The following is a 24825-nucleotide window of genomic DNA, read 5'->3' on the forward strand; positions in this document are numbered from 1 at the left end:
CCTCCTCGAAATCGGGGCCACGTCAGAACTCCGCGATCTCCGCCGCGGAATAACCCAGCTCGGCCAGCACCTCGGCGGTGTGCTGGCCCAGCGTCGGCGGCGCGGACGTCGGCCGCGGCTGGGTGTCCGACGCCTTGATCGGGAACCCGTTGCCGAGGTAAGTCCCGACGGTCGGGTGCGGCAGCCGCACGACCTGGTCCCGCTCGGCCGCCCACGGGTCGGCGTACACGTCGTCGATGTCGTTGATCGGCGCGGCCGGGATGCTCGCCGCGTCGAACGTCTTCATCCAGTCTTCGACGGTACGCGTCACGAGCACCTCGCCCAGCCGGCCGTTCAGCTCGTCGCGGTTCGCCGCGCGCGCGGCGTTGCTGGCGAACTTCGGGTCCTCGGCGATGTCCAGCTCCAGCACCCGGCACAGCGCGCGCCACAGCTTCTCGCTGCCGATCGCGACGATCAGCCAGCCGTCGGACACGTGGTACGCCTGGTACGGGACGATGCTGGGGTGCGCCGAGCCCATCCGGCGCGGCCGCGGGGCGTCGTAGAAGTGCGCGCCGGCGGCGTAGACGTGCCAGGCGAGCTGGGCGTCGAGCAGCGAGACGTCCAGGTACTGGCCGCGCCCGGTGGTGTGCCGGGCCTGCAACGCCATCAGCACGGCGATGATCGCCCAGGCGCCCGCGTTGAGGTCGGCGACCGGCAGGCCCACCTTCGCGGGCGCGCCGTCCGGCTCGCCGGTCAGCGCCATCACGCCGCCCATCGCCTGCGCGACGAGGTCGTAGCCCGGCCGGTCGCGGTACGGCCCGGTCTGGCCGAACCCGGTGATCGACACGTGGATCAGCCGCGGGTTCAGCGCCGACAGCTCGGCGTAGGACAGGCCCCACTTCTCGAGCGTGCCCGGGCGGAAGTTCTCGACGAGCACATCGGCGTCCGAGAGCAGGCGGCGGACCGCTTCACGGCCGCGCTCGCTCTTGAGGTCGAGCACGATCCCGCGCTTGTTCCGGTTCGCAGCGAGGAAGTACACCGCCTCGTCCCCCTCGCCGACGAACGGCGGCCCCCACAGCCGGGTGTCGTCCCCGTGCCCCGGCGGCTCGACCTTGACCACGTCCGCACCCATCTCGCCGAGGTACTGCGTGCAGTACGGCCCGGCGAGGATCCGGGAGAGGTCGACGACCTTGATCCCGTCGAGCGGACGGACCTCGGGCATGGACGTCTCCTCGCGGTCGGGGCTTGATCTCCTTTCTACCTCGCGAAGACCGGATTCCCTACCAACGGCCGCTTGACGCGAACCTGTGCGTGATGTTGATTGTTGAGTGAGTTTGTGCAGAGTTGCGCACTCCTGGAGGAATCTATGCGTCGTTTTGTGGGTCTGATGGCCGCCAGTGCGCTGGCCGCGGGCTTGACCACCGCCCTCACCGCTCCGGCCGCCGTGGCCACCCCGGCCGCCACCCCGGCCCCGTTCGCCACCCAGCAGGCCGCCGGCGCCCTGCCGCCGATGGGCTGGAACAGCTGGAACAAGTTCGGCTGCAACATCAACGAGGAGCTGATCCGCGAGACCGCGGACGCCATCGTCAGCTCCGGCCTCAAGGACGCCGGCTACCAGTACGTCAACATCGACGACTGCTGGGCCGAGCACGACCGCAACGCCGAGGGGAAGTTCGAGCCCAACCACGAGCGTTTCCCCGGCGGCATCAAAGCCCTCGCCGACTACGTGCACGGGAAGGGCCTGAAGCTCGGCATCTACACCAGCGCGGGCACGATGACCTGCGCGCAGACCATGCCCGGCGGGCTCGACCACGAGGACGTCGACGCGCAGACGTTCGCGGACTGGGGCGTCGACTACCTCAAATACGATAACTGCAACAACGAGGGCCGCCCGGCGATCGAGCGTTACACGAAGATGGGCGACGCGATCAAGAAGACCGGCCGCCCGATGGTCTACGCGCTGTGCGAGTGGGGCGAGAACCAGCCGTGGCTGTGGGGCAAGAGCTCCGGCGCCCAGCTGTGGCGCACCACCGGCGACATCAGCGACAACTGGCCGAGCATGACCGGCATCCTCGACCAGCAGGTGGGGCTCGAGAAGTACTCCGGCCCCGGCGGCTGGAACGACCCGGACATGCTCGAGGTCGGCAACGGCGGCATGACCGACGCCGAGTACCGCTCGCACTTCGCGCTCTGGTCCCTGATGAACGCGCCGCTGCTGGCGGGCAACGACATCCGCTCGATGCCCGAGGCCACCAAGAAGATCTTGGAGAACAAGGACATCGTCGCGCTCGACCAGGACTTCGCGGGCGTGCAGGGGCACAAGGTCCGCGACGACGGCGACACCGAGGTGTGGGCCAAGCCGATGTCCGACGGCTCGGCCGCCGTGGTGCTGTTCAACCGCGGGCTGACCGGCACGACGATGACCAGCAGCGCCGCCGAGCTCGGCCTCTCCGGCAAGGACTTCCGCGTCCGCGACCTGTGGACCGGCGCCGACACCGAGAGCACCGGCACGCTGCGCGCCACCGTGCCCAGCCACGGCTCCGCGGTGTTCCGCGTCTGGCCGACGAAGGCCCCGAGCGCCGCGCCGGCCACGACGCTGTCGCTCGACGCCGGCCAGTACTTCCCCGCCGGCAAGCCGTTCACCGCGAAACTGAGCCTGACCAACGACGGCAGCACCCCGGTCGCCGCCGCGCAGGTGAAGGTGACCGCACCGGCCGGCTGGCGCCTCGACGGCCGTGGCGACGCGTTTGTGCCCGCCGTGCTGCCGGGCAAGACCTGGCGGCAGTCCGTGAAATTCGAGCCCGTGAACCCCAGTGGTGACAAGGTTTCCCTGTCCGCCAACGTCTCGTACTTCACCGCGTGGGGCACCCGAAAGCTGACGGCCGACGCCGGCGGCCCGGTGGTCACCCCGCTGCCGTCGGGGGTGACCCCGATGTCGAAGGCGCCGTTCGTGGTCTCCGAAAACGGCTGGGGCCCGGTGGAGCGCGGCACCAGCAACGGCGAGAACCAGGCCGGCGACGGCAACCCGATCACCATCAACGGCCAGGTCTACCCGGACGGCCTCGGAGCGCACGCGCCGTCGCTGGTCCGCGTCTACCTGGGCGGCGGGTGCACGTCGTTCAGCTCGGTGGTCGGCCTGGACGACGAGTTCGCCACGGGCAGCATCACCTTCGAGGTCCACGGTGACGGCAAGACGCTGGCCTCGACCGACGTCCTCCGGCACGGCGCCCCGGCGCAGACGCTGAACGTGCCGCTCAAGGGTGTCCAGGTGCTGGACCTCGTCGTCACCGACGGCGGCGACGGCAACAACACCGACCACGCGGACTGGGCCAACGCGGCGGTCACCTGCTGAGAAGACCCGCCTGGCACGGCCCGCTCGGGGGAACCCGGGCGGGCCGTTCCCCTGCCGGGCGCGGCCCGGGACAATGGGGCATGGCCAAAGCCGAGGCAGAGCACTGGATGCTGACCGGGGAACGGGCCGGCCGGCCGCTGCCCGACGTGGTGGTCCGGCGGTGGTCGTGGTTCCGGCGGCGGGCCCGGCGCAGCCGGCGGAACTACGTGACCGCCGAGGTGGTCAGCGTGGTCGCCGCGGCGGCCGTGCCGGTGTTCGCCACGCTGCGGTGGGACGTGGCGCTGAGCGCGATCGCCGGCGCCGTCGTGCTGATCGCCACGACGGTGCGCACCGTGCTGGGCTTCCACGACGATTGGGTCGAGTACGTCCGGCTCCGGTTCGACCTGGAGCGGGAGGCCACCGCGTTCCTCTACCGCATCGAGCCGTACGACACGGAAGACACCGAAGCGGTGCGCACGCTGGTGATCCGTAACGACGACCTCGCCGCCGCTTCACGGAGCGGCTGGCTCAACCGCCGTCAGCAGGTCGCCGCCGCGCCACCGCCGCGGGAGAAAACCCCGTGACACGGCGGAACCTCAGCGGACGCCGAGGTCGAAGTCCAGGCTGTAGCGGTTCGACGGCATCGCACCGGCGGCCTTGGCGCCGTCCACCGGGAGCACCGCGCCGCTGATGAACCGCGACTCGTCGCTGGCCAGGAAGACGATGGCCTTCGCCACTTCCCACGCCTCGCCGACGCGGCCGGCGGGGGTGCTGGCGACGAGCTGGTGCTGCTTGGCCTCGAAGTCGTCCGGCGAGGCCAGCGTGGAACGCAGCATGTCGGTGTCGATGGCGCCCGGGTTGACGGTGTTCGCGCGGATGCCCTGGTGCGCGTGCGCCACCGCGATCGACTTCGTCAGGCCGACGAGCGCATGTTTCGTGGCGTTGTAAACCGGGTCGGCGGGGCGGCCCATCATCCCGCCGTTCGACGACGTCGTGACGATGCTGCCCGCGCGCTGCTCGATCATGTGCGGCAGCACCGCGCGCGTGCCGAGGAAGGCCGCGCGCACGTTCAGCGCGAAGATGTTGTCGAACTCTTCGAGCGTGGTTTCGGCCAGCGGCTTCGCCAGGTGGATGCCGACGTTGTTGACCAGCACGTCGATCCGCCCGGCCTCGGCCAGCGCGCCGGCCACGAAGGTCGCGACCTGCTCCTCGTCCGTCGCGTCCGCGAGGGAGTACTGCGCGCCCTCCACCGGCGACTCGGGCTCACGGATGTCGCTCGCGAACACCGTCGCGCCCTCGGCGACGAACTCCCGCACCGTGGCGAGCCCGATCCCCCGCGCCCCACCGAAAACCACCGCGACCTTGCCGGCCAACCGACCCATGACGTTCAGTCCCTCGCTCTCAGCTGTGCGGTCCCGGCCGCGTCGAGCCCGTAGTCCTCGGGCAGCCGGACCAGCGCGTCCGGTGCGCCGGTGTAACGGACCACCACACCGTAGACGGCGCGGGCGGCCTCAGCCGAAACGTACCCGGCCACGACGTCGGCGAACACCGCCTCGGGCGCCCGCCGCAACGGGTCGCCGCTGCCGCCGCCACCGGGCAGCACGACGTCGACCTCGTCGCCGGGCCCGAGCGCGACGCGGGCCTTCGACGGCAGGTCCGGGCCATCGACCAGGCCGAACCGGCCGACGGCGCCGGCCCGTCCACCGTCCACACCGGACGCTGCCTGCCGCACGCGGTCGACGTTCCCGTTGACACTCCAGGAGATCTCGCCGCGCGCGGCCATCGTGGTCCGCTGGCCGAGGCCGCCGCGGAACTCCCCGGCGCCACCGGAGTCCACGCGCAACGCCCGCTCGTGCTGCACCAGCGGCGCCATCGTCTCGATCACCTCGGTCGGCGTCGAGCGCAGGCCACTGGGGAAACCGGTGGTGGTCAAGCCGTCCTTCGCCGGGCGCGCGCCCATGCCGCCGGTCTGGAACACGTTGAGCATGAACCCCTGGCCACGCCAGATCGTCATCCACAGCGCGTCGGCGCTCGGCGCGACCGCGTGGCCCGGCAGCGCCCCGATCAGCAGTGACGGCAGGAAATGCCCGATCAGGTGTCGTGACGCGACGGGCGCGGGCGGTTGGCAGTTCAGCACCGAGCCTTCCGGCGCGGTCACGTGCACGGGGCGGAACGAGCCCGCGTTGTGCGGCACTTCCGGCGAGATCGCCGCCTTCACCGCGAACGACGCGTACGCCCGCGTGTAGTTCAGCACCACGTTGATCCCGCGGCGGCTCTGCGGCGACGACCCGGCGAAGTCGACGTGGATCTCGTCGCCCGCGACCGTGACGGCCACCCGCAGGACCACCTCCTCGTCGTCGAAGCCGTCGGTGACCAGCTCGTTGTGGTGGACGCCATCCGGCAGCGCGGCGATCGCCTCGCGCAGCGCGCGCTCGGAGCGGTCCATGATCTCCGCGGCGATGTCGTCGAGCGTCTCCAGCCCGAACTCCGCGAGCAGCCGCACCAGGCTCGCGGCGCCGACCTCATTGCCGGTGACCTGCGCGTACAGGTCGCCGATGGTCTCCTCCGGCGTGCGCACGTTCGCGCGGATCAGCCGTTCCAGGTCCGCGTTCACCTCGCCGGCCCGCAGGAACTTCAGGATCGGCAGCCGCAGGCCCTCTTCGAACACCTCGGTGGCCTCGGCCGACACGAGCCGCCCGCCGATGTCCGGCGCGTGGCAGCACGAGGCGAACCACGCGACCAGCCGCCCGTCCGCGAACACCGGAGTGGCCACGGTGATGTCGTTGATCTGCCCGGCGGTCAGCCACGGGTCGTTGGTCAGCAGGACGTCGCCGGGCTCCAGCGTCTCCGGCGGGTACGCGGCGACGAAGTGGTGCATGCCGGTGGCCATCGCGTTGATGTGGCCGGGCGTGCCGCCGACGGACTGGCCGATCATCTCGCCGCGCGAGTCGAACACCGCGCACGCGAGGTCGAGCGATTCGCGGACCACGGCCGAAAACGCGGTGTTGACCAGCGCGTTCTGCTGCTCGGCGAGGATCGAGTGCAGCCGGTTGCCGAGCACGCCGACGAGGATCGGGTCGGCCGTCACACGACCACCGCCAGGCTCGCGTCCGCGCGCACTTCACACCCGGCGCCGGGCGGAACGACCACAGTGGACTCCCGTTCCTCGACGATCGCCGGGCCCTCGAGCCGCGAGCCCGGTGGCAGCCGGTAGCGGTCGAACACCGCCGTGTCGACAAATCCACCCGCCGCCGGGAAGTAGGCCGGACGGCGACCCTTGCGCGCGTCACCGGCCACGATTTCCCGCAACCGCAAGGAAACCTCGGGCGCGGGGGTCGACGAGACCACCCGCCAGTTCAGCACCTCGACCGCCACCGCGGGCCCGGTCCGCCGGTACAGCGAGCGGTAGACGTCCGTGAAGTCCGACACCAGCGTCTCCGGCCAGGAGCCGGCCCGGACCGGCACGCGGACCTCGTAACCCTGCCCGGCGTAACGCATTTCGGCGATCCGGCGGTGGGTCACCTCGGCCGAACCCTGGAGCAGCGCGGCGCCCTCGGCCTCCATCTCGGCGAACAGCGCGTCGACCTCGTCCCACGACAGGTCCAGCACGGCGGCGCGGGCCGAGCGCACGAAGTCGAACGCGAGCGGCGCGGTCAGGAACCCCAGCGCGCTCAGCACTCCGGCCGCCGGCGGCGCCACGACCGTCGGCGCGCCCAAGGCCCGCGCGACCCCCGCGCCGTGCACCGGGCCGGCTCCGCCGAACGTGTACATCGGCAGCTTCGCCGGGTCCTTGCCGCGCTCGACGGCGTGCACGCGCGCGGCGTTCGCCATGTCCTCGTTGACGCTGGTGTGGATGCCCCAGGCCGCGTCCTCGACGCTGACGCCGAGCGGTTCCGCGATCCGCGTGCGCACGGCTTTCCTGGCCGCCTCGACGTCGAGGGCTATGCCGCCGCCGAGGAAGTACGCCGGGTCGAGGTAGCCGAGCAGCAGGTCGGCGTCGGTGACCGTCGGCTCGGTGCCGCCGCGGCCGTAACAGGCCGGGCCCGGCTCGGAGCCCGCCGAATCCGGGCCGACGGTGAGCAGGCCGAGCCGGCTGATCCGCGCGATCGAGCCGCCGCCGACGCCGATCTCGATCATGTCGGTCACCGGCACCTTCACCGGCAGGCCGGAGCCGGGCAGCAGGCGGTACTTGCGGTCCACTTCGAACTCGTGCGTCACCAGCGGCGCGCCGTCCGCGATCAGGCAGAGCTTCGCCGTGGTGCCGCCCATGTCGAACGCCAGCAGGTCGTTTTCCCCGGCCTCCGCGGCAAACGCGGACGCCGCGAGCGCGCCGCCGGCCGGGCCCGACTCGAGGATGCGGATCGGGTACTTCGCGGCCGTGGCCACCGTCGCGATCCCGCCGTGGGACAGCATGATGTGCGGGGCCGGCCGCACGCCGAGGCCGTGCAGGCGGCGTTCCAGGTCGGCCAGGTACCGCTCGGCGAGGTCCTGCACGTAGACGTTCGCGACGGTGGTGGAGGTCCGCTCGAACTCCCGGATCTCCGGCACCACGTCGGACGAGAGCGCCACGCGCAGCCGCGGCGCGACGCGGCCGAGCACCTCGGCCACGCGCCGCTCGTGCTCCGGGTTGGTGAAGGCGTGCAGGAAGCAGACGGCGACGGCCTCGATCCCGCGCTCGTCCAGCTCCCGGCCGAGCCGCGCGACGTAGTCCTCGTCCAGTCCGGTGTGGACAGTCCCGTCGGCGAGAATTCTTTCTGGCACGTCGAAGCGCAGGTACCGCGGCACCAGCGGCTCGGGCAGCTCGATGCCGAGGTCGTACAGCTCGTAGCGGTGCTCGCGGCGCATCTCCAGCACGTCGCGGAAGCCGGCCGTGGCCAGCAGTGCCGTGCGTGAGCCCTTGCGCTCGATCAGCGCGTTCGTGACCAGGGTGGTGCCGTGCACGAGCTGGTCGACGTCGCCGGGGTCGAGGCCGGCCTTGGCGAACGTCTCGGCCAGACCGTCCGCGACCGCACGGGCGGGCTCGTCGTGGGTGGTGAGCACCTTGCCCACGGCGACCACGCCGGTGGCGTCGAGCACGCAGAGATCCGTGAAGGTACCGCCGATGTCGACGCCGACCCGGAGGCCGGTCATCGGTCCTGCCGGCGGTACCACCGCGGGGACGTGTTGAGCGGCGGCTTCAGCTTCGCCCGCACCACCAGGACGTTCGGCTCGCCGGATTCGATGAACTCGCTCAGCAGCCGCCGGAACGCGCGGCCGAAGCCGGCCACCCGGTCCGCGTGCACGCCGAACGAGCGCGCCAGCCCGACGAAGTCCGGGCTGTCCCAGTCGACGCCGCGGTGCGGCAGGCCCTCCTGCTCCTGGTCGTAGCGGAGCATGCCGTAACCGCCGTCGTCGACCACCACGACCGTCACCGGCAGCTGCTCCTCGGCCAGCGTGGCGAGGTCGCCCACGGCGTAGAGGAAACCGCCGTCGCCGGTCACGCAGATGACGCGGCCGGTCTCCGCGGCGGCGGCGCCGAGCGAGGACGGGAAGCCGTAGCCGAGCGTGCCCCAGCCCATCGGGTAAGCGAGCTTGCGCGGGCCGCGCACGCGGTGGAAACCGCCGACCCAGTAGCCCGCGACGCACATGTCGGACACCAGCACGGCGTCCGCCGGGAGCACTTCCTCCAAAGTGGACAGGAAGTCGGCGGCCTGCGGTTCCTCGTCGCGGATGCGCTGGCGCACGCGTCGGCCGATCGCGCCGAGGCGCGCGGTCAGCTCGATCAGCCCGGGGCGGCTCTCCGGGCGCAGCGACTCGACCACGCGGCGGGCGTCGCCGACGAGCGTGATGTCCGGCCGGTAGTTCTTGGCGGCGTCGTCGGCGTCGACGTTCACCGCGATCAGCTTCGGCGGCTGCGGCATGAGCCAGTTCTGCGTCATCAAGCCGTCGAAGTCGGTGCCGATGGCGAGCACGACGTCGGCCTCGTCCCACAGCTCACCGACCTCGGGCGAGTGCACGGGATTCGGGGCCAGGCAAGGATGATCGAGCGGCAGCAGGCCACGGGCGGCGAACGTGGTGATCACCGGCGCGGCCAGCCGCTCGGCCAGCTTGCCGATCGCCGCGCCCGCCTCGGCGCGCAGCGCGCCACCGCCGGCCCAGATCAGCGGGCGGCGCGCGGCCGACAGCATTTCCGCGGCGCGGGCCAGGTCGGGCAGGTCCAGCACGCCTTCGGCCGGCGTCGCGGGCGGCTCACGCGACTCCGACTTCTCCCGCAGGTAGTCCGTGGGAATGCCGAGGTAAACCGGCCCGGTCTGCGGCTGCAGCGCGAGCCGCGCCGCGCGGTGCACGGTGGTGCCGATCTGGTCGGCGCGGTGCACGGTGAAGCCGCCCTTGGTGACGGGCGCGAACATCGCCTGCTGGTCGGAGGTCTCGTGCAGCACGCCGCGCACGACGCCGGGGCGCTTGAGCATGGACGGGATGTCGGTGGCCACCACGAGCACCGGCGCGGCCGAAGCCATCGCCTCACCGACCGCGCCGAGCGTGTTCGCCGCCCCGGGCCCGGTCGTCACCAGCGCGACGCCGAGTTTCCCGGTGGCGCGGGCATAACCGTCCGCCGCGTACCCCGCCGTCTGTTCGTGCCGGACGTTGACGATCCGGATCCCCACCTCCGCCAACGCCTCCCACAGCGGCAGGTTGTGCACACCGGGCAGCCCGAAGACGACGTCGGTCCCGAGTGCCTTCAGCGCGTCGCCCAGATGCTGAGCACCAGTCCGTCCTACCACGGCCGCGATCGTATCCGCCCGTCCGGACGCACCGCACGGACGTCACCGGACATCGTTTGTCACCGGGCGAAAACGTGGGCAGGAGCTCACCTTGGCCACACATGGCCCTTGGCGCCCCCAGCCGGACACACCCCCGCCCTCCTCGGGGGGCGTCCCATGCCCAGCCTACCGCCGCCCACCGACGGAACCGGCGTGGCGGCCGCCGGGGGCAGGGGGTTGTCCACATTGCGGGCCGGCTGTGGACAAGATCGGCGGCAGCCGTTTCAAGCGCGGCAGGGAGGGCCATAATCGCCGGTGTAAGGCCGGTAACAACCGGGGAAATCGTGCGTAGACTTCGTGCTCCGGGCGCGACGAAGCGCCCGGCGCGCGGAAGGTGGTCCGAATGCCGTTGATGCCTGTGACCGACTCGATGTTCCTCTTGGTCGAGACCCGCGAGCACCCGATGCACGTCGGCGGCCTCCAGCTCTTCCGCAAGCCCGAGGACGCGGGTGACAACTACCTGCGGGACCTGCGCCGCAGCATGCTCGACTCGGACAACATGCGCAGCGTCTTCCGGCGGCGGCCGAGCCGTCCGGTGAACACCCTCGGTCACGTCTCCTGGTCCACCGACGCGGAGCTGGAACTCGACTACCACTTCCGCCACTCCGCGCTGCCCCAGCCGGGCCGCATCCGCGAGCTGCTGGAACTCACCTCACGCTGGCACAGCACCCTGCTCGACCGGCACCGGCCGCTCTGGGAAACCCACCTCATCGAGGGCCTGCAGGACGGGCGGTTCGCCGTCTACACCAAGGTCCACCACGCGCTGATGGACGGCGTCTCCGCGCTGCGCCACCTCCAGGGCACCCTCTCCGACGACCCGAACGACCTCGACTGCCCGCCGCCGTGGGGCACCCGCCAGACGGAGAGCAAGCACAACGGCAAGGCGCCGGCCACGTTCCTGGAGACCGCGGGCAAGACGTTCGGCCAGGTCGCCGGGATCGCGCCGGCCGCGGCGAAAGTCGCGCGCGAGGCCTTCCGCGAGCACACCCTGACGCTGCCGATGCAGGCGCCGAAGACGATGCTGAACGTGCCGATCGGCGGCGCCCGGCGGTTCGCAGCACAGTCCTGGTCGCTGGACCGGGTCAAGGCGATCGCGACGGCGGCCGGCGTCTCGCGCAACGACGTGGTGCTGGCCATGTGCTCCGGCGCCCTGCGCGATTACCTGATCGAGCAGAGCGCGCTGCCGGACGCGCCGCTGATCGCGATGGTGCCGGTCTCGCTGCGCCGGAAGGCCGACGCCGGCGAGGCCGCGGGGAACAACATCGGCGCGCTGTTGTGCAACCTGGGCACCGACCTGACGGACCCGGCACTGCGGCTGGCGGCCGTGCACACGTCCATGCGCAACGGGAAAAAACTGTTCTCGGAGCTGACCCCGCTGCAGACGCTGCTGCTGTCCGGCATCAACGTGGCCCAGCTGGGCGTCTCACCGGTGCCCGGGATCGTCAACAACACCCGGCCGCCGTTCAACCTGGTGATCTCCAACGTGCCCGGGCCACGCAAGCAGATGTACTGGAACGGCGCAACGCTCGACGGGATCTACCCGGCGTCGGTGCTGCTGGACGGGCAGGCGCTCAACATCACGCTGACCAGCAACGGCGACAACCTGGACTTCGGGATCACCGGATGCCGCCGGAGTGTGCCGCACCTGCAGCGGATCCTGACGCACCTCGACACCGCGCTGGCGGAGCTGGAAGGAGCCACCGGGGTGAAGTGAACGGCCTCGCCCTCACGAGGAGAGCGCCGACTGGAACGCCAGGTAGGACACCAAAACCGTGGAAGCCGGCGTCGGGCGCAACTCCTTCCGATCGCTCGCGGAAGCCGGCTTCCCCGTGCCGGTCAAGCCGAAACAGCCCAGATTGCCCAGCGTCTCGACCCCCTTGTGCACGGTCTGGGCGTTGTCGATGATCTCCTGGGTCTCCGGGCCGGGGACGTAGTCACCCATGACCCGGACGACGCCGTCGGCGGCCTGTCCCAATCCCTTCACCTGCGCTCCGCACGCTTGATCGTTGTAGGCCACGCCGGTGGGGCACGCGTCGGACATCGGGTAGACAACGTGGTTTTCGCTCTCGAAGATCGTGCGGAGAAACCTCTTGCCGTCGTCCGTGATCGGGTGCGGCGCCTGACTGCCCGAGGCGGCGCTCGGCGAGGTGCTAGGCGGCGGGGCGCTGCTCGGCAGCGGGGCGCCATTCGACGAGCAACCGGCGACGAGGGCCAGTGCAGCGGCGGCGGCCGTCAGCTTTCCACGCATTTGCGCAGTATCGGCCGCCGCCGCGGGACCGGTCCCTGGACTGACCGCGTCAGGCGATGCCCTCCGGGCTGGCGCCGCCGACCTGGATCGCGTCGGCGATGATGCGGGTGATCTCGGCCAGGTCTTCGGGCGTCAGGTCGACGTCCGCGGCCGCGGTGCTCTGTTCGATGTTGTGTGGTTTGCGGGCGCCGACGATCGCGGTGTGGATGCCGGGCTGCGCCAGGGTCCAGGCGATGGCCAGCTGGCTCACCGAAATGCCCCGTTCCGCGGCGAAGGCGGCCAGCTTGTCGACGATCTCCAGGTTGTGGCGCAGGTTCTCGCCCAGGAAGGCCGAGGAACGGGACCGCCAATCGGACTCTTCGAAGACCGTGTCGGCGGTCAGGGTGCCGGTCAGCAGCCCACTGGCCAGCGGGCTGTAGGCGAGGACGCCGATGTTGTGCTCGCGCGCGTAAGGCAGCGGATCGGTTTCGATCCCGCGGCGGAAGAGGTGGTAGGGCGGCTGCAGGGTCTCCACGGGTCGCGTCTCGTCGAAGTCCGCGAGCTGCGCGGCGTTGTAGTTGGACACGCCGGCGTGGCGGATCTTCCCGGCGTCCACGAACCCCTGCAGCGTTTCGGCGACGTCGGCCGCCGGAGTCAGCGAGTCGGGCCAGTGGATCTGGTACAGGTCGATGTGGTCGACGCCCAGCAAGCGCAGGCTGTCGTCCACGCCCTTCGTCAGCCATTCGCGACGGGAATCGCGCGCGCGTTCCGAACGGGGCTTCGTACCACCCTTCGTCGCGATGACCACGCTGTCACGGTCGTTCTTCAGTTCGTGGCTCAGCGCCTTGCCCAGCAGGGCCTCGGACTGGCCGGAACCGTAGGCCTGAGCGGTGTCGAAGAGGGTCACGTCCAGCTCACGCGCGTGCCGGATGGCGGCGATCGCCGTGTCCTCGTCGAAGGCGCCCCACTGCCCGCCGAGCTGCCAGGTGCCGAAGGCGATCCTCGAAACCTCAAGGCCGCTGCGGCCCAGAATCGTCGTACGCATGCGTCCAGCACAACACAGGCGCACGGCCGTCGCAGCGCCCGCCGCCGCGGATCCCGCCCACCGGATACCCGATTGACGCCTCCGTCCCGGTGATCGGATACTCGGCTGGGTGAGACTTCGATGAGCCTCCTGGAACCCTTACGGCAGCGCAGCTTCCGCGCGCTGGTGACCGGCCGCACTCTCGCCACCTTCGCCAACGCCGTGGCCCCCGTCGCACTCGCTTTCGCGGTACTGGACCTCACCGGTTCGGCGGCCGACCTCGGCCTGGTGGTCGGCGCGCGCTCGATCGCGAACCTCGCGCTGCTGCTGTTCGGTGGTGTGCTCGCGGACCGGCTGCCCCGGTCGGTGATCATGCAGGGCACGGAGGTCGCGGCGGGCGTCACGCAGGGCGCGCTCGCGGTGAGTGTCCTTTGTGGATTCGCGTCGATCCCGCTGCTGGTCGGGCTGAGCCTGGTCAACGGCGCGGTGTCCGCGATCTCGCTGCCCGCCGCGGCGGCCATCACCTCGCAGACCGTGCCGCGCACGCTGCTCAGCCAGGCCAACGCGCTGCTGCGGCTGCTGTCCAACACTGGCCGCATCGCGGGCGCGGGCGCCGCGGGCGTGGTGGTCGCGGCCGCGGGGTCCGGCTGGGCGGTGGCGGTGAACGCGCTGCTGTTCTTCGGGGCCGCGGCGGCCTATCGCGGGATCCGGCTGCCCCGCGGTGCGCGGGCCAAGGCCGGCCACCCGATCGCGGACCTGATCGCCGGCTGGCACGAGTTCCGCTCGCGCGCGTGGGTGTGGATCGTCGTCGTGCAGTTCGCCTTCGTCAACGCCGCCGGCCTCGGCACGCTGATGGTGATCGGGCCGGTGGTCGCGGACGAAACGTTCGGCCGCTCCGGCTGGGGGCTGGCGCTGGCGATGTCCACGGCCGGCGCACTCGTCGGCGGGCTCATCGCGGCGCGCTGGCAACCGCGCCGGGCGCTGTTCGCCGGCGTGGTGCTGGTGACGGTGGAGGCGTTGCCGGTGCTGTCCCTCGGCTTGTGGCCCGCGCTCATCCCGCTGCTGGTGGCGATGCTGCTGGCGGGCCTGTCGATGGAGCAGTTCAGCGTGGTGTGGGACGTCTCGCTGCAGGAGAACGTGCCGGAGGACCGGCTCGCCCGCGTGTACTCCTACGACATGGTGGGCTCGATCGTCGCGGTGCCGGTCGGCCAGATCGCGGCGGGCCCGCTCGTCGAGCAGTTCGGGCGGGAGCCGGTGCTGCTGACCTGCGGCGCGCTGATCGTGGTGTCGACCCTGCTCGCGCTGTGCAGCCGGCAGATCCGCGGCCTGGTGCGCCGGGATCCGGTCAGCTCGGGCGCACTCGCAGGAAGTTGACCGCGCTGGCGCTGAGCTTCAGCTCGCCGCCGGCGTCGAAGACCTCCATCTGGGTGCGGATCAGGCCGCGGTCGGGCTTCGACTTCGACAGCCGGGCCTCCGTGACGGTCGCGCGCATGTGGAGCTTGTCACCGGGCCGGACGGGCCGCGGCCAGCGCAGCTCGTCGACGCCGGGGCTGCCGAGGCTCGCGACCGAAGACAGGTAGTGGTCCGCGAACATCCGCATCATCAGGCTCGAGGTGTGCCAGCCGCTGGCGATCAGGCCGCCGAAGGGCCCGTTCTCGGCCGCGACCGGATCGGTGTGGAAGCTCTGCGGGTCGAACCGCCGGGCGAACTCGAGGACCTCCTCTTCGGTCACCACGGCCTCGCCGAATTCGTACACCGCGCCGAGCGGGTAGTCCTCGAACCAGCGGTCGTCGATCGGCGTCGTGAACTCCGTCATGACGGCAGCCTGCCACAACAACACTTCGCCCCGCAGCGAAGTGTTAGCAGATTATCCTGGGCCGATGACGGCCGAACCGGACATCGCGACGGTCGCGCAGGCGATCGGCGAACCGGCGCGGGCGGCGATGCTGCTCCAGCTGATGGACGGTGACGCCCACACCGCCCGCGGCCTAGCGACGGTCGCGGGCATCGCCCCGTCCACCGCGAGCGCGCACCTACGCCGACTGTGCGACGCAGGCCTGGTCCGCGTGACGGAGTCCGGCCGGCAACGACTGCACCGGCTCGCCGGCCCGGACGTCGCCCAGCTCGTGGAGGCCCTAACGGCGCTCGCCCCGCCGCGGCTGCCCCCGAACCTGCAACCGGACCCGCCGACGGATCAGCTTCTGGAGGCCCGAGCCTGTTACGGCCACCTCGGCGGCCGACTCGGCGTCACGATCGCGGCGCGCCTGCACGAGGACGGCGTGATCGACGAACTCCGCCCCGGCGACACCGGCCCCGTGCACACCTTCGACCACCCGCTGCTCACGACGCTCGGCATCACCGGCCTCGCGACGCCCCCACCCGTCCGCGCCTGCCTCGACTGGTCACACAGCAGCGTCCACCTCGCGGGCGCGCTGGGAACGGCCCTGCTGACCGGCCTGCTCGACGCGGGCTGGCTGCGCCGCCGCCCCACCGGCCGAGCCCTGCGAATCACCCCGAACGGCCGGGATCGCCTGGCCCAGCTGGGTTTCCGGTAGCACGACCGGCCCCGCGGGGTGGCATGGCCACGGCTACCGCAACGCTGCTGGACCCGCGCGAGTGCCGCCGAGTCTGAGCGATGTCGCCAAGCACAGACGAACCAGCCGGGCTCGGGCCGCACCGGCCAGACTCAGCCAATGCCGCCGGGCTCGGGCCGCACCGGCCAGACTCAGCCAATGCCGCCGGGCTCGGGCCGCACCGGCCAGACTCAGCCAATGCCGCCGGGCTCGGGCCGCACGGTCGAGCTCGGCCAACACAGCTGAGCTCGGCCAACACAGACGGGTGCAAGCGAGGTGGCTTGGGTAGGCAGCTCAGCCTGCTCAGCCACCGGAGTCTCGCCCCGGCGGCGCGGCCACAGTTACGCGGTTGCGGTTGCGGTTGCGGTTGCGGCAGCGGCTGCGCGGCAGCGCGGTTGCGGCCGCGCGGTTGCGGCAGCGGGCTTGGCGCCGCGGCTGGGCTTGCCGCGGTCACAGCGAGCCTTGGCACTGCGGCCGGGTTTCCCGCAGCGCGGCGGGCCTCACGGCCACCCAGCTGGGCCCCGGCAGCACAGGGTCACCAGCTCCGGTGGTGCGGTCAGTTTCCGCCGGTGCGGGGTTCTGGGGCTATGTCGCGGTGGCCGTCGAGTTTCCACCAGCTCTCGAGGGTTTGACGGAGGGCCTTGAGCAGCTCGCCGCCGGTTTCCAGGGGGACCAGTGCGGTGGGGCCGCCGTCGATGCGCAGGGCGGCCGAAAGGCGGTCGTCACGCTCGATGAGGCCCACGATGACCTCGGTGGGCCGACCTGCCATGTCTACGGTGGGGATCGCCTGTTCATAATGCCAGCCGGTGGAATGCACGCCGAGACATTGGCACAGTTTCCGGCCGCCTCCCGCGGAGTTCACCCGGACGTGGTCAGTACCGGGCCAGGGCCGGACGCGGTCAGTGGTCAGCACCGGGCCCGGGGCCGGACGTGGTCAGTGCTCAGTGCCGGGCCCAGGGCCGGACCTCCTCCAGCAGCTTCGCCACCGCCAGCACCAGATCGTCCGAATGGCGCGGGCCGACGATCTGCAGGCCGACAGGCAGACCGGCCGCCGTCCGGCCGGCCGGCACGCTGATCGCCGGCTGTTGGGTCATGTTGAACGGGTAGGTGAACGGGGTCCATTCCGGCCAGCCGCCCAGCCCGCTGCCCGGCGGCACCTCGTGGCCGGCCTCGAACGCCGGGATCGGGATGGTCGGCGTGATCAGCACGTCGTAACGCGTGTGGAACTCGCCCATCAGGATGCCGAGCGCGGCGCGGTCGGCGGTGGCGCCGAGGTAGTCGCTCGCGGAGAACTGCTTGCCGAAGTCCCACACCCGGCGCAGGCCGGGGTCGACACGTTCATAGGTGCCCGGCCCGAAAGAGTCGAGCATCTTCGCGGCGCCGGTGGACCACAGCACGTCGAACGCGGCCTTGGGGTCTTCGAAGCCCGGGTCGGTTTCCTCGAGCTGCAGGCCGGCGTCGCTGAGCGACTTGACCGCGGCCGCGACGATGGCCGCCACCTCCGGGTCGACGTCCACGAAACCGAGCGTCGGCGAGAACGCGGCGATCAGCCCGCGCACGTCACGCCGCACGGCTTCGCGGTAGGTGCCGACCGGCGGCGCCAGCCCGGCGGGGTCACGGGGGTCGGGCGTCGCGATGACGTCGAGCAGCAGTGCGGTGTCGTCGACGCTGCGGGCCATCGGCCCGGCGTGCGCGAGCGGGCCGAACGGGCTCGCCGGGTACAGCGGGATGCGGCCGTGCGTCGGCTTCATGCCGACGATGCCGCAGAACGACGCGGGGATCCGGACCGAGCCGCCGCCGTCGGTGCCGACGGAAAGCCCGCCCATGCCCGCCGCGACGGCCGCCGCGCTGCCGCCGCTGGAACCGCCCGCCGTCTTCGTCGGGTCCACCGGGTTGCGGGTGATGCCGGTCAGCTCGCTGTCGGTGACGCCCTTCCACGCGATCTCCGGCGTGGTCGTCTTGCCGAGCACCACCAGGCCCGCCTCGCGCATCCGCGCCATCACCGGGCTGTCGACGTCCCAGGGCTGGTCCTTCGGGATGCTCGTGGACCCGCGCAGCGTCGGCCAGCCCTGCGTCAGGAACATGTCCTTGATCGACGCGGGCACACCGTCGAGCCAGCCGATCGGGTTCCCGTCGCGCCACCGGATCTCCGCGGCCTTCGCCTGCTCCAGCGCGCGATCGGCGTCCACGAGGCAGTACGCGTTGATCTCACCATCACGTTCTTCGATGGCCTGCAACGCGTTCTGCGTCGCCTCCACCGGGGACAGCTCCCCGGTGGCGTAGGCGGCGACGAGTTCGCTCGCGGTCAGTTCCCGATCGGTCATCCGCTGGCTCCCTGTGTTTCGGTCGGCACGTACCCGAGCTGTTTGTCCACGACGTTCTGCAGCGGCTCCCCGGCCACCCAGCGGCGGAAGTTCGCCGCGAAGACCTCCACCAGCGTGTTCCGCCAGCCGACGAAGTCACCCGACATGTGCGGCGAGAGCAGCACGTCCGGCATCGTCCAGAGTGGACTGTCGGCGGGCAGCGGCTCGGTGTCGAACACGTCCAGCGCGGCGCCGGCGATCTCGCCGCCCCGCAGAGCGCCGATCAGGTCGGACGTCACCACCAGTTCACCACGCCCGACGTTCACGAACCGGGCGGTGGGCTTCATCGCCGCGAACACACCCGCGTCGAACAGGCCCTTCGTCTGCTCGGTGAGCGGCGCGACGGCCACCACGTAGTCGTAGGCGGGCAGGTGCCGGGCCAGCTCGGCGGTGTCGTGGACCTCGCCGAAGTCCGGGTCGCCGGTCCGCGGGCGCCGCCCCGCGCCGGACACGCGCAGGCCGGCCGCGCGCAGCAGCCGGGCGATCGAGCGGCCGATGGGTCCGGTGCCGACGACCAGTGCCTCGCGCCCGGCGACCCGCTCGGTCTCGCGGTGCTGCCATTTACCGGCACGCTGCAGGTCAAGCGACCGTGCGAAGTCCTTCGCGAACGACAGCACGACGCCGAGCACGTACTCCGCGATGGCGTCGTCGAAGACTCCCCGCGAGTTCGTGAGCACCACGTCGCTCTCCCGCAGGCCTGGGAACAGCACCGGGTCCACTCCCGCGCTGGCGATGTGCAGCCAGCGCAGCCGGTCCGCGGCCGGCCACGCGCCGGGCACGGCCGTGGAGAGGAAGTCGTAGACGAAGAGCGCATCGGCTCCGGCCAACGCTTCGCCGAGCCCTTGCGCGTCCGTGTACCGAACCACCGCCGCCGCTTCGACAGCGGCCATGTCCGGTGGTGGGGCTGCCCCGCAGAGCACCGCCAGGACGGGGGTTTCCGAGGCCATCACATTGACACCGTAAAAGTGGCTCGTATGATTGTCAACAATCCGAGGAACGACCCCCGGAGCACCGGACATGTCCCCTGCACCGGCGATTCCGGAGGCTGAGCCTTGGATCTGGACTTCCTCGCGTTCGAAGGCCCGTTGGCGCAACGTGGCATCGGCGTCATCGCTCCTTTCGACCTCGCGCTGGAACGCGAGCTCTGGCGGTGGGTACCCATGGATGTCTCCCTTCATCTGGCGCGCACCCCGTACGAGCCGGTGCCGGTGAGCATGGAGATGGCGCAGCTCGTCAGCGACAGCCGGCACCTCGCCGCCGCGACGCGGGACGTGCTGCACGTGGAGCCGGAGGTGGTGGCCTACCTCTGCAGCTCCGGCAGCTTCGTGAACGGCATCGACTACGAGCGCTCCCTGACCAAGGCGATCTGCGACGCGGGCGCGCCCGACGCCGTGACCACCTCCGGCGCGCTCGCCGAGGTGCTGCAGCAGCTCGACCTGCACAACGTCTCGGTGCTGACGCCGTACGACGCCGATCTCACCGGGAAGCTGCACGACTTCCTCGCCGAGCTGGGCGTGACCACCGTGTCGAGCGACCACCTCGGCTTGGGCGGCGGCATCTGGAAAGTCAGCTACCGCACCATTGCCGAGCGGATCCTGGCCGCCGACCACAGCGACGCCGAGGCGATCTTCGTCAGCTGCACCAACCTGCCGACGTTCGACCTGATCGAGCCGCTGGAGGCGGCGCTCGGCAAACCGGTGCTGACCGCGAACCAGCTGACCATGTGGGCCTGTCTGCGCCGGATGGGCCTGCCCATCGTGGGCCCCGGCCGGTGGCTGCGTGAGGTCTCCTGATGCACCCGGTTAACATTGTCGACAATCTGCGTATCCCGGAGGTTTCGTGACCACCATCGGCTTCATCTACCCCGACCACGCGGCCGAGGACGACTACCTGCTCGCGGAGCAGCTGCTCGGCGGCGCCGACAGCGAGCAGGGCGATATCCGGCTGCCGGTGGAGCACATCTACGGCACCGACCTGCACGCCGTGCCGGAGCTGCTCGACCTCGGCAGCGAGGCCCGGCTGGCCGACGGCGCCGCGCTGCTGGCCAAGCACGAGCCCGACGCGGTGATCTGGGCCTGCACGTCCGGCAGCTTCGTCTACGGCTGGGACGGCGCGCGTGGCCAGGCCGACGGGCTGGCCCAGGTGGCCGGAGTACCGGCTTCGAGCACCTCCTTCGCGTTTGTGCACGCCGCGCAGGCACTGGACGTGAAGCGGGTCGCCGTGGCGGCCAGCTATCCCGACGACGTGGCGCAGCTGTTCGTGGAGTTCCTCGCCGCGGGCGGCGTCGAGGTGGTGGCCATGGCGAGCGCGGACATCAGCACCGCTGCCGAGGTCGGCCGGCTCGCGCCGGAGGCCGTGGTGCGCCTGGCCGTGCAGCACGACCACGCCGATGCCGATGCCGTGCTGGTGCCGGACACCGCCATGCGCACGCTGGCCGAGATCAACGCCATCGAGACCGCGCTCGGCAAGCCGGTGCTGACCGCGAACCAGGTGACCGTGTGGGAGGGCCTGCGGCTCACCGGGACCACTCGGCTGGTGCGCTCGATGGGCCGGCTGTTCCGGGTGAGGGACTGAGCCATGGTCACCCTGCCCGACATCGAGCCGGTCAGCCGCGAGTCGACGGCCGCGGTGATCGCGCGGCAGCTGCGCGACGCGATCATGACCGGCGCGCTGCCGCCCGGCACTCAGCTCGGCGAGACCGACCTGGCCGCCCGGTTCCATGTTTCGCGCGGCCCGCTGCGGGAGGCGATGCAGCACCTCGTCTCGGAAGGCCTGCTGCGCAGCGAACGCCACCGCGGGCTCTTCGTGATCGACCTCGAACCGGGCGACGTCTACGACATCTACCTCGCCCGCTCGGCGGTCGAGCGCGCCGCCATGCTGCGGGCGCTGCGCGGCGACCGCGACGCGGTGGCGGCCGTGCTGGAGCAGACCGTGGCGGACATGGCCGCGGCCGCGGACGACGACGACCCCACCGCACTGTCCACAGCGGACCTCCGGTTCCACGAGGCGCTGATCGACGCCTCCGGCAGCAAGCGCCTGGTGCGCATGGCCCGCACCCTGCTCATCGAGACGCGCATGTGCCTGAGCCTGCTGCAGAACACCTACCAGCGGGTCGAAGAGCGCGTGGACGAGCACACCCGCATCATCGACGCCTTGCGGGCCGGCGACGACGAGACCGCGCTGCACCTGCTCGAGGCCCACATGGAGGACGCGGTGCAGCGCCTGGCGCCCGGCACGAGCCTGAACCAGGGCCCGGCGCCGGCGGTTCCCTAGCCACCGCACCAAAAACGGCAGCGCGACCAGCCCGCCCCGCCACGGCGCCCGGCGGTACTCACCCATCGCCGCGCACCCCCAGCACGGGCTGGCCGCCGCGGCCGCCGCGGTAGGACGGCGACCACGGGTAGGCGCCCTCCTCGTCCGCGTAGACGAGCTGAAGCGCCCGTACATCGGGGCCATACAAGGTGATCGCGAGCGAGAGGTGTGCCGAGGGCTCCGCCAGCGCCACGACCTCGATCGGTGGCAGGCCCCGTGCGGTGAGCACCTGGCCCGGCTGGGGCGGACCAGCCTCCAGCGACTCCGCGGCGACGGCGTTCAGCAGCCTCGCCGACGGGTGGGCATCAAGACCGGTGACCACGAGTTCCGGCAGCCCGTACCGGGTCAGACCGGCGGTGTACGCCCAGGGCGGCCGCGGGTCTTCCTTGCCCACGGCCTGGACGACCCACCCGGTTTCGTCGATCTGGCCGAGGATCTGGGTCAGGTACTCGGCCACGAGTCTGTCGCGTTCTCGTGCGGCGTTTTCTCTTACCGTGCTATCTCGCGCGGTGCTTTCCCGTACCGCGTTCGCCCAAGCGGGATTGTCGCAAAACCAGCACATCGGAGCTTTCCCTCCCCTCGTCCCGGTGGGGTTCCATCGGGACGAGGAGAAGTGAAGCGCGGGGCACCGACAGAAAATCAGTGGAGGGCTTCGGCCACCGCCGTGCCGAGCCGGGTTGTGGTAGCGGTGCCGCCGAGGTCGGGGGTGAGCTCGGCGCCGGCCGTGAGGACCTCGTCGACGGCCGTACGGATTGCTTGTGCGGCAACGGTTTCGCCCAGGTGTTCGAGCATCATCGCGCCCGCCAGGATCTGCGCCACGGGGTTGGCGATGCCCTGGCCGGCGATGTCCGGGGCACTCCCGTGGACCGCCTCGAACATCGACGGGTATTCACCTGATGGGTTGATGTTGCCGGACGGTGCCATGCCCAGGCCGCCCGTCACGGCGGCCGCGAGGTCGCTCAGGATGTCGCCGAACAGGTTCGACCCGACCACCACGTCGAGCCGTTCCGGCGCCTGCACCATCCGCGCGGCCAGTGCGTCCACATGGCACTGTTCCGCGCGCACGTCCGGGTACCCGGCCCCGACCTCGGCGAAGATCTCGTCCCAGAACGGCATCGAGTGGATCAGCCCGTTGGACTTCGTCGCCGACGTGACGCGCCCGGACCGCGTGCGCGCCAGCTCGAACGCGTACCGGATGATCCGCTCCACGCCCACCCGCGTGAACACCGACTCCTGCAACACGAACTCGTCGGGACGGCCGGTGTTGTGCCGCCCGCCGATGGCCGAGTACTCGCCCTCGGAGTTCTCCCGGACGATCACCATCTCCAGGTCGGCCGCCGAACGCCCGGCGAGCACCGAGGTGGTGCCGGGGAGCAGCCGCACCGGCCGCAGGTTCACGTACTGCTGGAACGCCCGGCGCAGCGGGATCAACAGGCCCCACAAGGAAACGTGGTCCGGCACACCGGGGAAGCCGACGGCGCCGAGGAAGATCCCGTCGAACGCCGCCAGCTGGTCCACCCCGTCGTCCGGCATCATCGCGCCGGCCTTGGCGTAACGCTCGCAGCTCCAGTCGAATTCGTTCCACGCCAAGGAGAAGCCGTGTTTCGCGGCCGCCGCGTCGAGCACCTTGCGGGCCTCGATGGTGACGTCTACGCCGATCCCGTCGCCCGGGATGCTCGCGATCCGGTAGTCGCTCACAGGCTCACCGCGATGTACTTGGTCTCCAGGAACTCGTCGATGCCGACCGTGCCGCCCTCGCGGCCGAGGCCGGACTGCTTGATCCCGCCGAACGGCGCCGCCGGGTTCGACACGATGCCCTGGTTCAGGCCGATCATGCCGGCCTCCAGCCGCTCCGAGACGCGCAGCGCGCGCTTCACATCGCTGGTGTACAGGTAGGAAACCAGGCCGTACTCGGTGTTGTTGGCCTTCGCGACCGCCTCGTCCTCGGTGTCGAACGGGGTGATGGGCGCGACCGGCCCGAAGATCTCCTCGGCCGCCAGCCGCGCGTCGACCGGCACTTCGGTGAGCACCGTCGCCGGGTAGAAGTGGCCCGGCCCGTCAATGGCCGCGCCGCCGGTCAGCACCCGCGCGCCGCGGTCGGTGGCGTCCTTGACCAGCTCGGTGACCTTCTTCACCGCGGCCTGGTCGATCAGCGGGCCGACGACCACGCCGTCCTCGGTGCCGCGGCCCATCGGCAGCGCCTGCATCCGCTCGGTGAGCCGCCGCGAGAACTCTTCGAGCACGCCGCGCTGCACGTAGAACCGGTTGGCCGCGGTGCAGGCCTCGCCGATGTTGCGCATCTTCGCCTGCATCGCGCCCTCGACGGCGGCGTCCAGGTCCGCGTCGTCGAACACCAGGAACGGGGCGTTGCCGCCCAGCTCCATCGACGTGCGCAGCACCTTCTCCGCGCACTGCTCCAGCAACTTGCGGCCGACCGCGGTCGAGCCGGTGAACGACAGCTTGCGCGCCCGCCCGTCGCGGATCAGCGGCTCCATCACGCCGCCCGCGTCGGTGGTCGTGACGATGTTCAGCACGCCCTCCGGCAGCCCCGCCTCGGCCAGGATGGCGGCGAGCGCGAGCATCGACAGCGGCGTCTGCGCGGCCGGCTTGATCACCATCGTGCAGCCCGCGGCGACGGCCGGGCCGATCTTGCGCGTGCCCATCGCCATCGGGAAGTTCCACGGCGTGATCAGCAGTGCGGGGCCTACCGGTTGGCGGGTGACCAGGAACCGGCCGGCACCGTTCGGGGCGACCGCGTAACCGCCGTCGATGCGCACGGCCTCCTCGGCGAACCAGCGGAAGAATTCGGCGGCGTAAGTGATCTCACCGGCGGCCTCGACCAGCGGCTTGCCCATCTCCAGCGTCATGAGCAGCGCGAGTTCGTCCCGGCGCTCGATCAGCTTGTCGTAGGCCCGGCGCAGGATCTCGCCACGCTCGCGGGGCGCGACCGCTGCCCAGCTCGCCTGCGCCGCGGCGGCCGCGTCCAGCGCCGCGAGGCCGTCTTCCGGCGTGGCGTCCGCGACCTGGCACAGCACGGTGCCGGTCGAGGGATCCTGGACGTCGAACGTCTTGCCGCCCTTGGCGGGCACCCACTTGCCGCCGATGAAGAGTTCCTTGTCGACCGCGCCGACGACGCCTGCCTCACTGATCGCGCTCATGCAGCTTGCTCCCTGTCGTGGTTGTCCCGAAGCCATGCTATGGATATTGTCAACAATC

Annotated in this window: 22 protein-coding genes; 8 read left to right on the forward strand and 14 right to left on the reverse strand. The window is 71.3% G+C overall.

Annotated elements, in window-relative coordinates; all coding sequences use genetic code 11:
* Positions 1-22: 22 nt before the first annotated feature.
* Positions 23-1201 (reverse strand): CaiB/BaiF CoA transferase family protein, encoded by a 1179-nt coding sequence (locus OG943_RS28520; RefSeq protein WP_328604005.1) that lies wholly within the window; start codon positions 1199-1201, stop codon positions 23-25.
* A gap of 165 nt (positions 1202-1366) precedes the next feature.
* Between OG943_RS28520 and OG943_RS28525 the strand changes: the two genes are divergently transcribed.
* Entirely contained in the window at positions 1367-3331 is a 1965-nt protein-coding gene (locus OG943_RS28525; RefSeq protein ID WP_328604006.1) for an NPCBM/NEW2 domain-containing protein, read from the forward strand.
* A gap of 80 nt (positions 3332-3411) precedes the next feature.
* Positions 3412-3894, forward strand: coding sequence for a DUF4231 domain-containing protein (locus tag OG943_RS28530; RefSeq protein ID WP_328604007.1), 483 nt, complete (start codon positions 3412-3414; stop codon positions 3892-3894).
* 12 nt (positions 3895-3906) lie between these two features.
* Here the strand turns inward: OG943_RS28530 and OG943_RS28535 are convergent, their stop codons facing one another.
* The 4 genes from OG943_RS28535 to OG943_RS28550 are packed head-to-tail and all read right to left on the reverse strand — an operon-like array spanning position 3907 to position 10071.
* Positions 3907-4692 (reverse strand): SDR family NAD(P)-dependent oxidoreductase, encoded by a 786-nt coding sequence (locus OG943_RS28535; protein WP_328604008.1) that lies wholly within the window; start codon positions 4690-4692, stop codon positions 3907-3909.
* Positions 4693-4697: 5 nt separating this feature from the next.
* Positions 4698-6398 carry a hydantoinase B/oxoprolinase family protein gene (locus tag OG943_RS28540; protein WP_328604009.1) on the reverse strand — a complete coding sequence of 567 codons (1701 nt, stop codon included), beginning with the start codon at positions 6396-6398 and terminating at the stop codon, positions 4698-4700.
* Positions 6395-8440 carry a hydantoinase/oxoprolinase family protein gene (locus OG943_RS28545; protein WP_328604010.1) on the reverse strand — a complete coding sequence of 682 codons (2046 nt, stop codon included), beginning with the start codon at positions 8438-8440 and terminating at the stop codon, positions 6395-6397. The genes OG943_RS28540 and OG943_RS28545 overlap by 4 nt, the downstream gene beginning before the upstream one ends.
* Complete coding sequence (locus OG943_RS28550) at positions 8437-10071, reverse strand: thiamine pyrophosphate-binding protein (protein WP_328604011.1); 1635 nt, start codon at positions 10069-10071, stop codon at positions 8437-8439. Before OG943_RS28550 ends, OG943_RS28545 begins: the two co-directional genes overlap by 4 nt.
* A gap of 382 nt (positions 10072-10453) precedes the next feature.
* On the opposite strand from OG943_RS28550, the gene OG943_RS28555 reads away from it, so the two are divergent.
* The gene (locus tag OG943_RS28555) at positions 10454-11824 is read left to right on the forward strand and encodes a WS/DGAT/MGAT family O-acyltransferase (protein WP_328604012.1); all 1371 of its coding nucleotides are present in this window, start codon (positions 10454-10456) and stop codon (positions 11822-11824) included.
* A 12-nt stretch (positions 11825-11836) separates the two neighbouring features.
* Here the strand turns inward: OG943_RS28555 and OG943_RS28560 are convergent, their stop codons facing one another.
* Both OG943_RS28560 and OG943_RS28565 read right to left on the reverse strand, forming a co-directional pair.
* A complete protein-coding gene (locus OG943_RS28560; RefSeq protein ID WP_328604013.1) occupies positions 11837-12358 on the reverse strand; it encodes a hypothetical protein in 522 nt (173 codons plus the stop codon).
* Between the two features lie 49 nt (positions 12359-12407).
* Positions 12408-13382 (reverse strand): aldo/keto reductase, encoded by a 975-nt coding sequence (locus OG943_RS28565; protein ID WP_328604014.1) that lies wholly within the window; start codon positions 13380-13382, stop codon positions 12408-12410.
* Between the two features lie 120 nt (positions 13383-13502).
* Here OG943_RS28565 and OG943_RS28570 point away from each other — a divergent pair, with 120 nt between their 5' ends.
* The gene (locus OG943_RS28570; protein ID WP_328604015.1) at positions 13503-14735 is read left to right on the forward strand and encodes an MFS transporter; all 1233 of its coding nucleotides are present in this window, start codon (positions 13503-13505) and stop codon (positions 14733-14735) included.
* On the opposite strand, the gene OG943_RS28575 is transcribed toward OG943_RS28570, so the two are convergent.
* Entirely contained in the window at positions 14707-15177 is a 471-nt protein-coding gene (locus tag OG943_RS28575) for a MaoC family dehydratase (RefSeq protein ID WP_328604016.1), read from the reverse strand. The genes OG943_RS28570 and OG943_RS28575 overlap by 29 nt on opposite strands.
* A gap of 64 nt (positions 15178-15241) precedes the next feature.
* On the opposite strand from OG943_RS28575, the gene OG943_RS28580 reads away from it, so the two are divergent.
* Complete coding sequence (locus tag OG943_RS28580; RefSeq protein ID WP_328604017.1) at positions 15242-15916, forward strand: ArsR/SmtB family transcription factor; 675 nt, start codon at positions 15242-15244, stop codon at positions 15914-15916.
* 574 nt (positions 15917-16490) lie between these two features.
* Here the strand turns inward: OG943_RS28580 and OG943_RS28585 are convergent.
* From OG943_RS28585 to OG943_RS28595, 3 genes are all read right to left on the reverse strand, one after another.
* Positions 16491-16751 (reverse strand): hypothetical protein, encoded by a 261-nt coding sequence (locus tag OG943_RS28585; RefSeq protein ID WP_328604018.1) that lies wholly within the window; start codon positions 16749-16751, stop codon positions 16491-16493.
* A 124-nt stretch (positions 16752-16875) separates the two neighbouring features.
* On the reverse strand, positions 16876-18258 hold the full coding sequence (locus OG943_RS28590) for an amidase (protein ID WP_328604019.1): 1383 nt from the start codon (positions 18256-18258) through the stop codon (positions 16876-16878).
* Positions 18255-19244: a D-2-hydroxyacid dehydrogenase gene (locus OG943_RS28595; RefSeq protein WP_442874571.1), complete on the reverse strand. Its 990-nt coding sequence runs from the start codon at positions 19242-19244 to the stop codon at positions 18255-18257. The genes OG943_RS28590 and OG943_RS28595 overlap by 4 nt, the downstream gene beginning before the upstream one ends.
* Before the next feature lie 105 nt (positions 19245-19349).
* Between OG943_RS28595 and OG943_RS28600 the strand changes: the two genes are divergently transcribed.
* The 3 genes from OG943_RS28600 to OG943_RS28610 are packed head-to-tail and all read left to right on the forward strand — an operon-like array spanning position 19350 to position 21570.
* Positions 19350-20090: a maleate cis-trans isomerase family protein gene (locus OG943_RS28600; protein WP_328604021.1), complete on the forward strand. Its 741-nt coding sequence runs from the start codon at positions 19350-19352 to the stop codon at positions 20088-20090.
* A gap of 46 nt (positions 20091-20136) precedes the next feature.
* Positions 20137-20871, forward strand: coding sequence for a maleate cis-trans isomerase family protein (locus tag OG943_RS28605; RefSeq protein WP_328604022.1), 735 nt, complete (start codon positions 20137-20139; stop codon positions 20869-20871).
* A gap of 3 nt (positions 20872-20874) precedes the next feature.
* On the forward strand, positions 20875-21570 hold the full coding sequence (locus OG943_RS28610; protein WP_328604023.1) for a GntR family transcriptional regulator: 696 nt from the start codon (positions 20875-20877) through the stop codon (positions 21568-21570).
* Positions 21571-21628: 58 nt separating this feature from the next.
* On the opposite strand, the gene OG943_RS28615 is transcribed toward OG943_RS28610, so the two are convergent.
* The 3 genes from OG943_RS28615 to OG943_RS28625 form a co-directional block, all read right to left on the reverse strand.
* Positions 21629-22066, reverse strand: a complete 438-nt coding sequence (locus OG943_RS28615; RefSeq protein WP_328604024.1) for a DUF4262 domain-containing protein — start codon at positions 22064-22066, stop codon at positions 21629-21631.
* A gap of 182 nt (positions 22067-22248) precedes the next feature.
* On the reverse strand, positions 22249-23307 hold the full coding sequence (locus tag OG943_RS28620) for a tartrate dehydrogenase (RefSeq protein WP_328604025.1): 1059 nt from the start codon (positions 23305-23307) through the stop codon (positions 22249-22251).
* Positions 23304-24767 (reverse strand): NAD-dependent succinate-semialdehyde dehydrogenase, encoded by a 1464-nt coding sequence (locus OG943_RS28625; protein WP_328604026.1) that lies wholly within the window; start codon positions 24765-24767, stop codon positions 23304-23306. Before OG943_RS28625 ends, OG943_RS28620 begins: the two co-directional genes overlap by 4 nt.
* Positions 24768-24825: the final 58 nt, after the last annotated feature.

This window comes from Amycolatopsis sp. NBC_00345, from assembly GCF_036116635.1.
Lineage (GTDB): Bacteria > Actinomycetota > Actinomycetes > Mycobacteriales > Pseudonocardiaceae > Amycolatopsis.

Bases quoted from the DNA above. Each gene is read 5' to 3' on its own strand.
- OG943_RS28570 (WP_328604015.1), top strand. From the start codon at position 13,503: ATGAGCCTCCTGGAACCCTTACGGCAGCGCAGCTTCCGCGCGCTGGTG.
- OG943_RS28520 (WP_328604005.1), bottom strand. From the start codon at position 1,201: ATGCCCGAGGTCCGTCCGCTCGACGGGATCAAGGTCGTCGACCTCTCC.
- OG943_RS28625 (WP_328604026.1), bottom strand. From the start codon at position 24,767: ATGAGCGCGATCAGTGAGGCAGGCGTCGTCGGCGCGGTCGACAAGGAA.
- OG943_RS28610 (WP_328604023.1), top strand. From the start codon at position 20,875: ATGGTCACCCTGCCCGACATCGAGCCGGTCAGCCGCGAGTCGACGGCC.
- OG943_RS28535 (WP_328604008.1), bottom strand. From the start codon at position 4,692: ATGGGTCGGTTGGCCGGCAAGGTCGCGGTGGTTTTCGGTGGGGCGCGG.
- OG943_RS28595 (WP_442874571.1), bottom strand. From the start codon at position 19,244: ATGGCCTCGGAAACCCCCGTCCTGGCGGTGCTCTGCGGGGCAGCCCCA.
- OG943_RS28590 (WP_328604019.1), bottom strand. From the start codon at position 18,258: ATGACCGATCGGGAACTGACCGCGAGCGAACTCGTCGCCGCCTACGCC.
- OG943_RS28565 (WP_328604014.1), bottom strand. From the start codon at position 13,382: ATGCGTACGACGATTCTGGGCCGCAGCGGCCTTGAGGTTTCGAGGATC.
- OG943_RS28560 (WP_328604013.1), bottom strand. From the start codon at position 12,358: ATGCGTGGAAAGCTGACGGCCGCCGCCGCTGCACTGGCCCTCGTCGCC.
- OG943_RS28580 (WP_328604017.1), top strand. From the start codon at position 15,242: ATGACGGCCGAACCGGACATCGCGACGGTCGCGCAGGCGATCGGCGAA.
- OG943_RS28530 (WP_328604007.1), top strand. From the start codon at position 3,412: ATGGCCAAAGCCGAGGCAGAGCACTGGATGCTGACCGGGGAACGGGCC.
- OG943_RS28545 (WP_328604010.1), bottom strand. From the start codon at position 8,440: ATGACCGGCCTCCGGGTCGGCGTCGACATCGGCGGTACCTTCACGGAT.
- OG943_RS28525 (WP_328604006.1), top strand. From the start codon at position 1,367: ATGGCCGCCAGTGCGCTGGCCGCGGGCTTGACCACCGCCCTCACCGCT.
- OG943_RS28575 (WP_328604016.1), bottom strand. From the start codon at position 15,177: ATGACGGAGTTCACGACGCCGATCGACGACCGCTGGTTCGAGGACTAC.
- OG943_RS28555 (WP_328604012.1), top strand. From the start codon at position 10,454: ATGCCGTTGATGCCTGTGACCGACTCGATGTTCCTCTTGGTCGAGACC.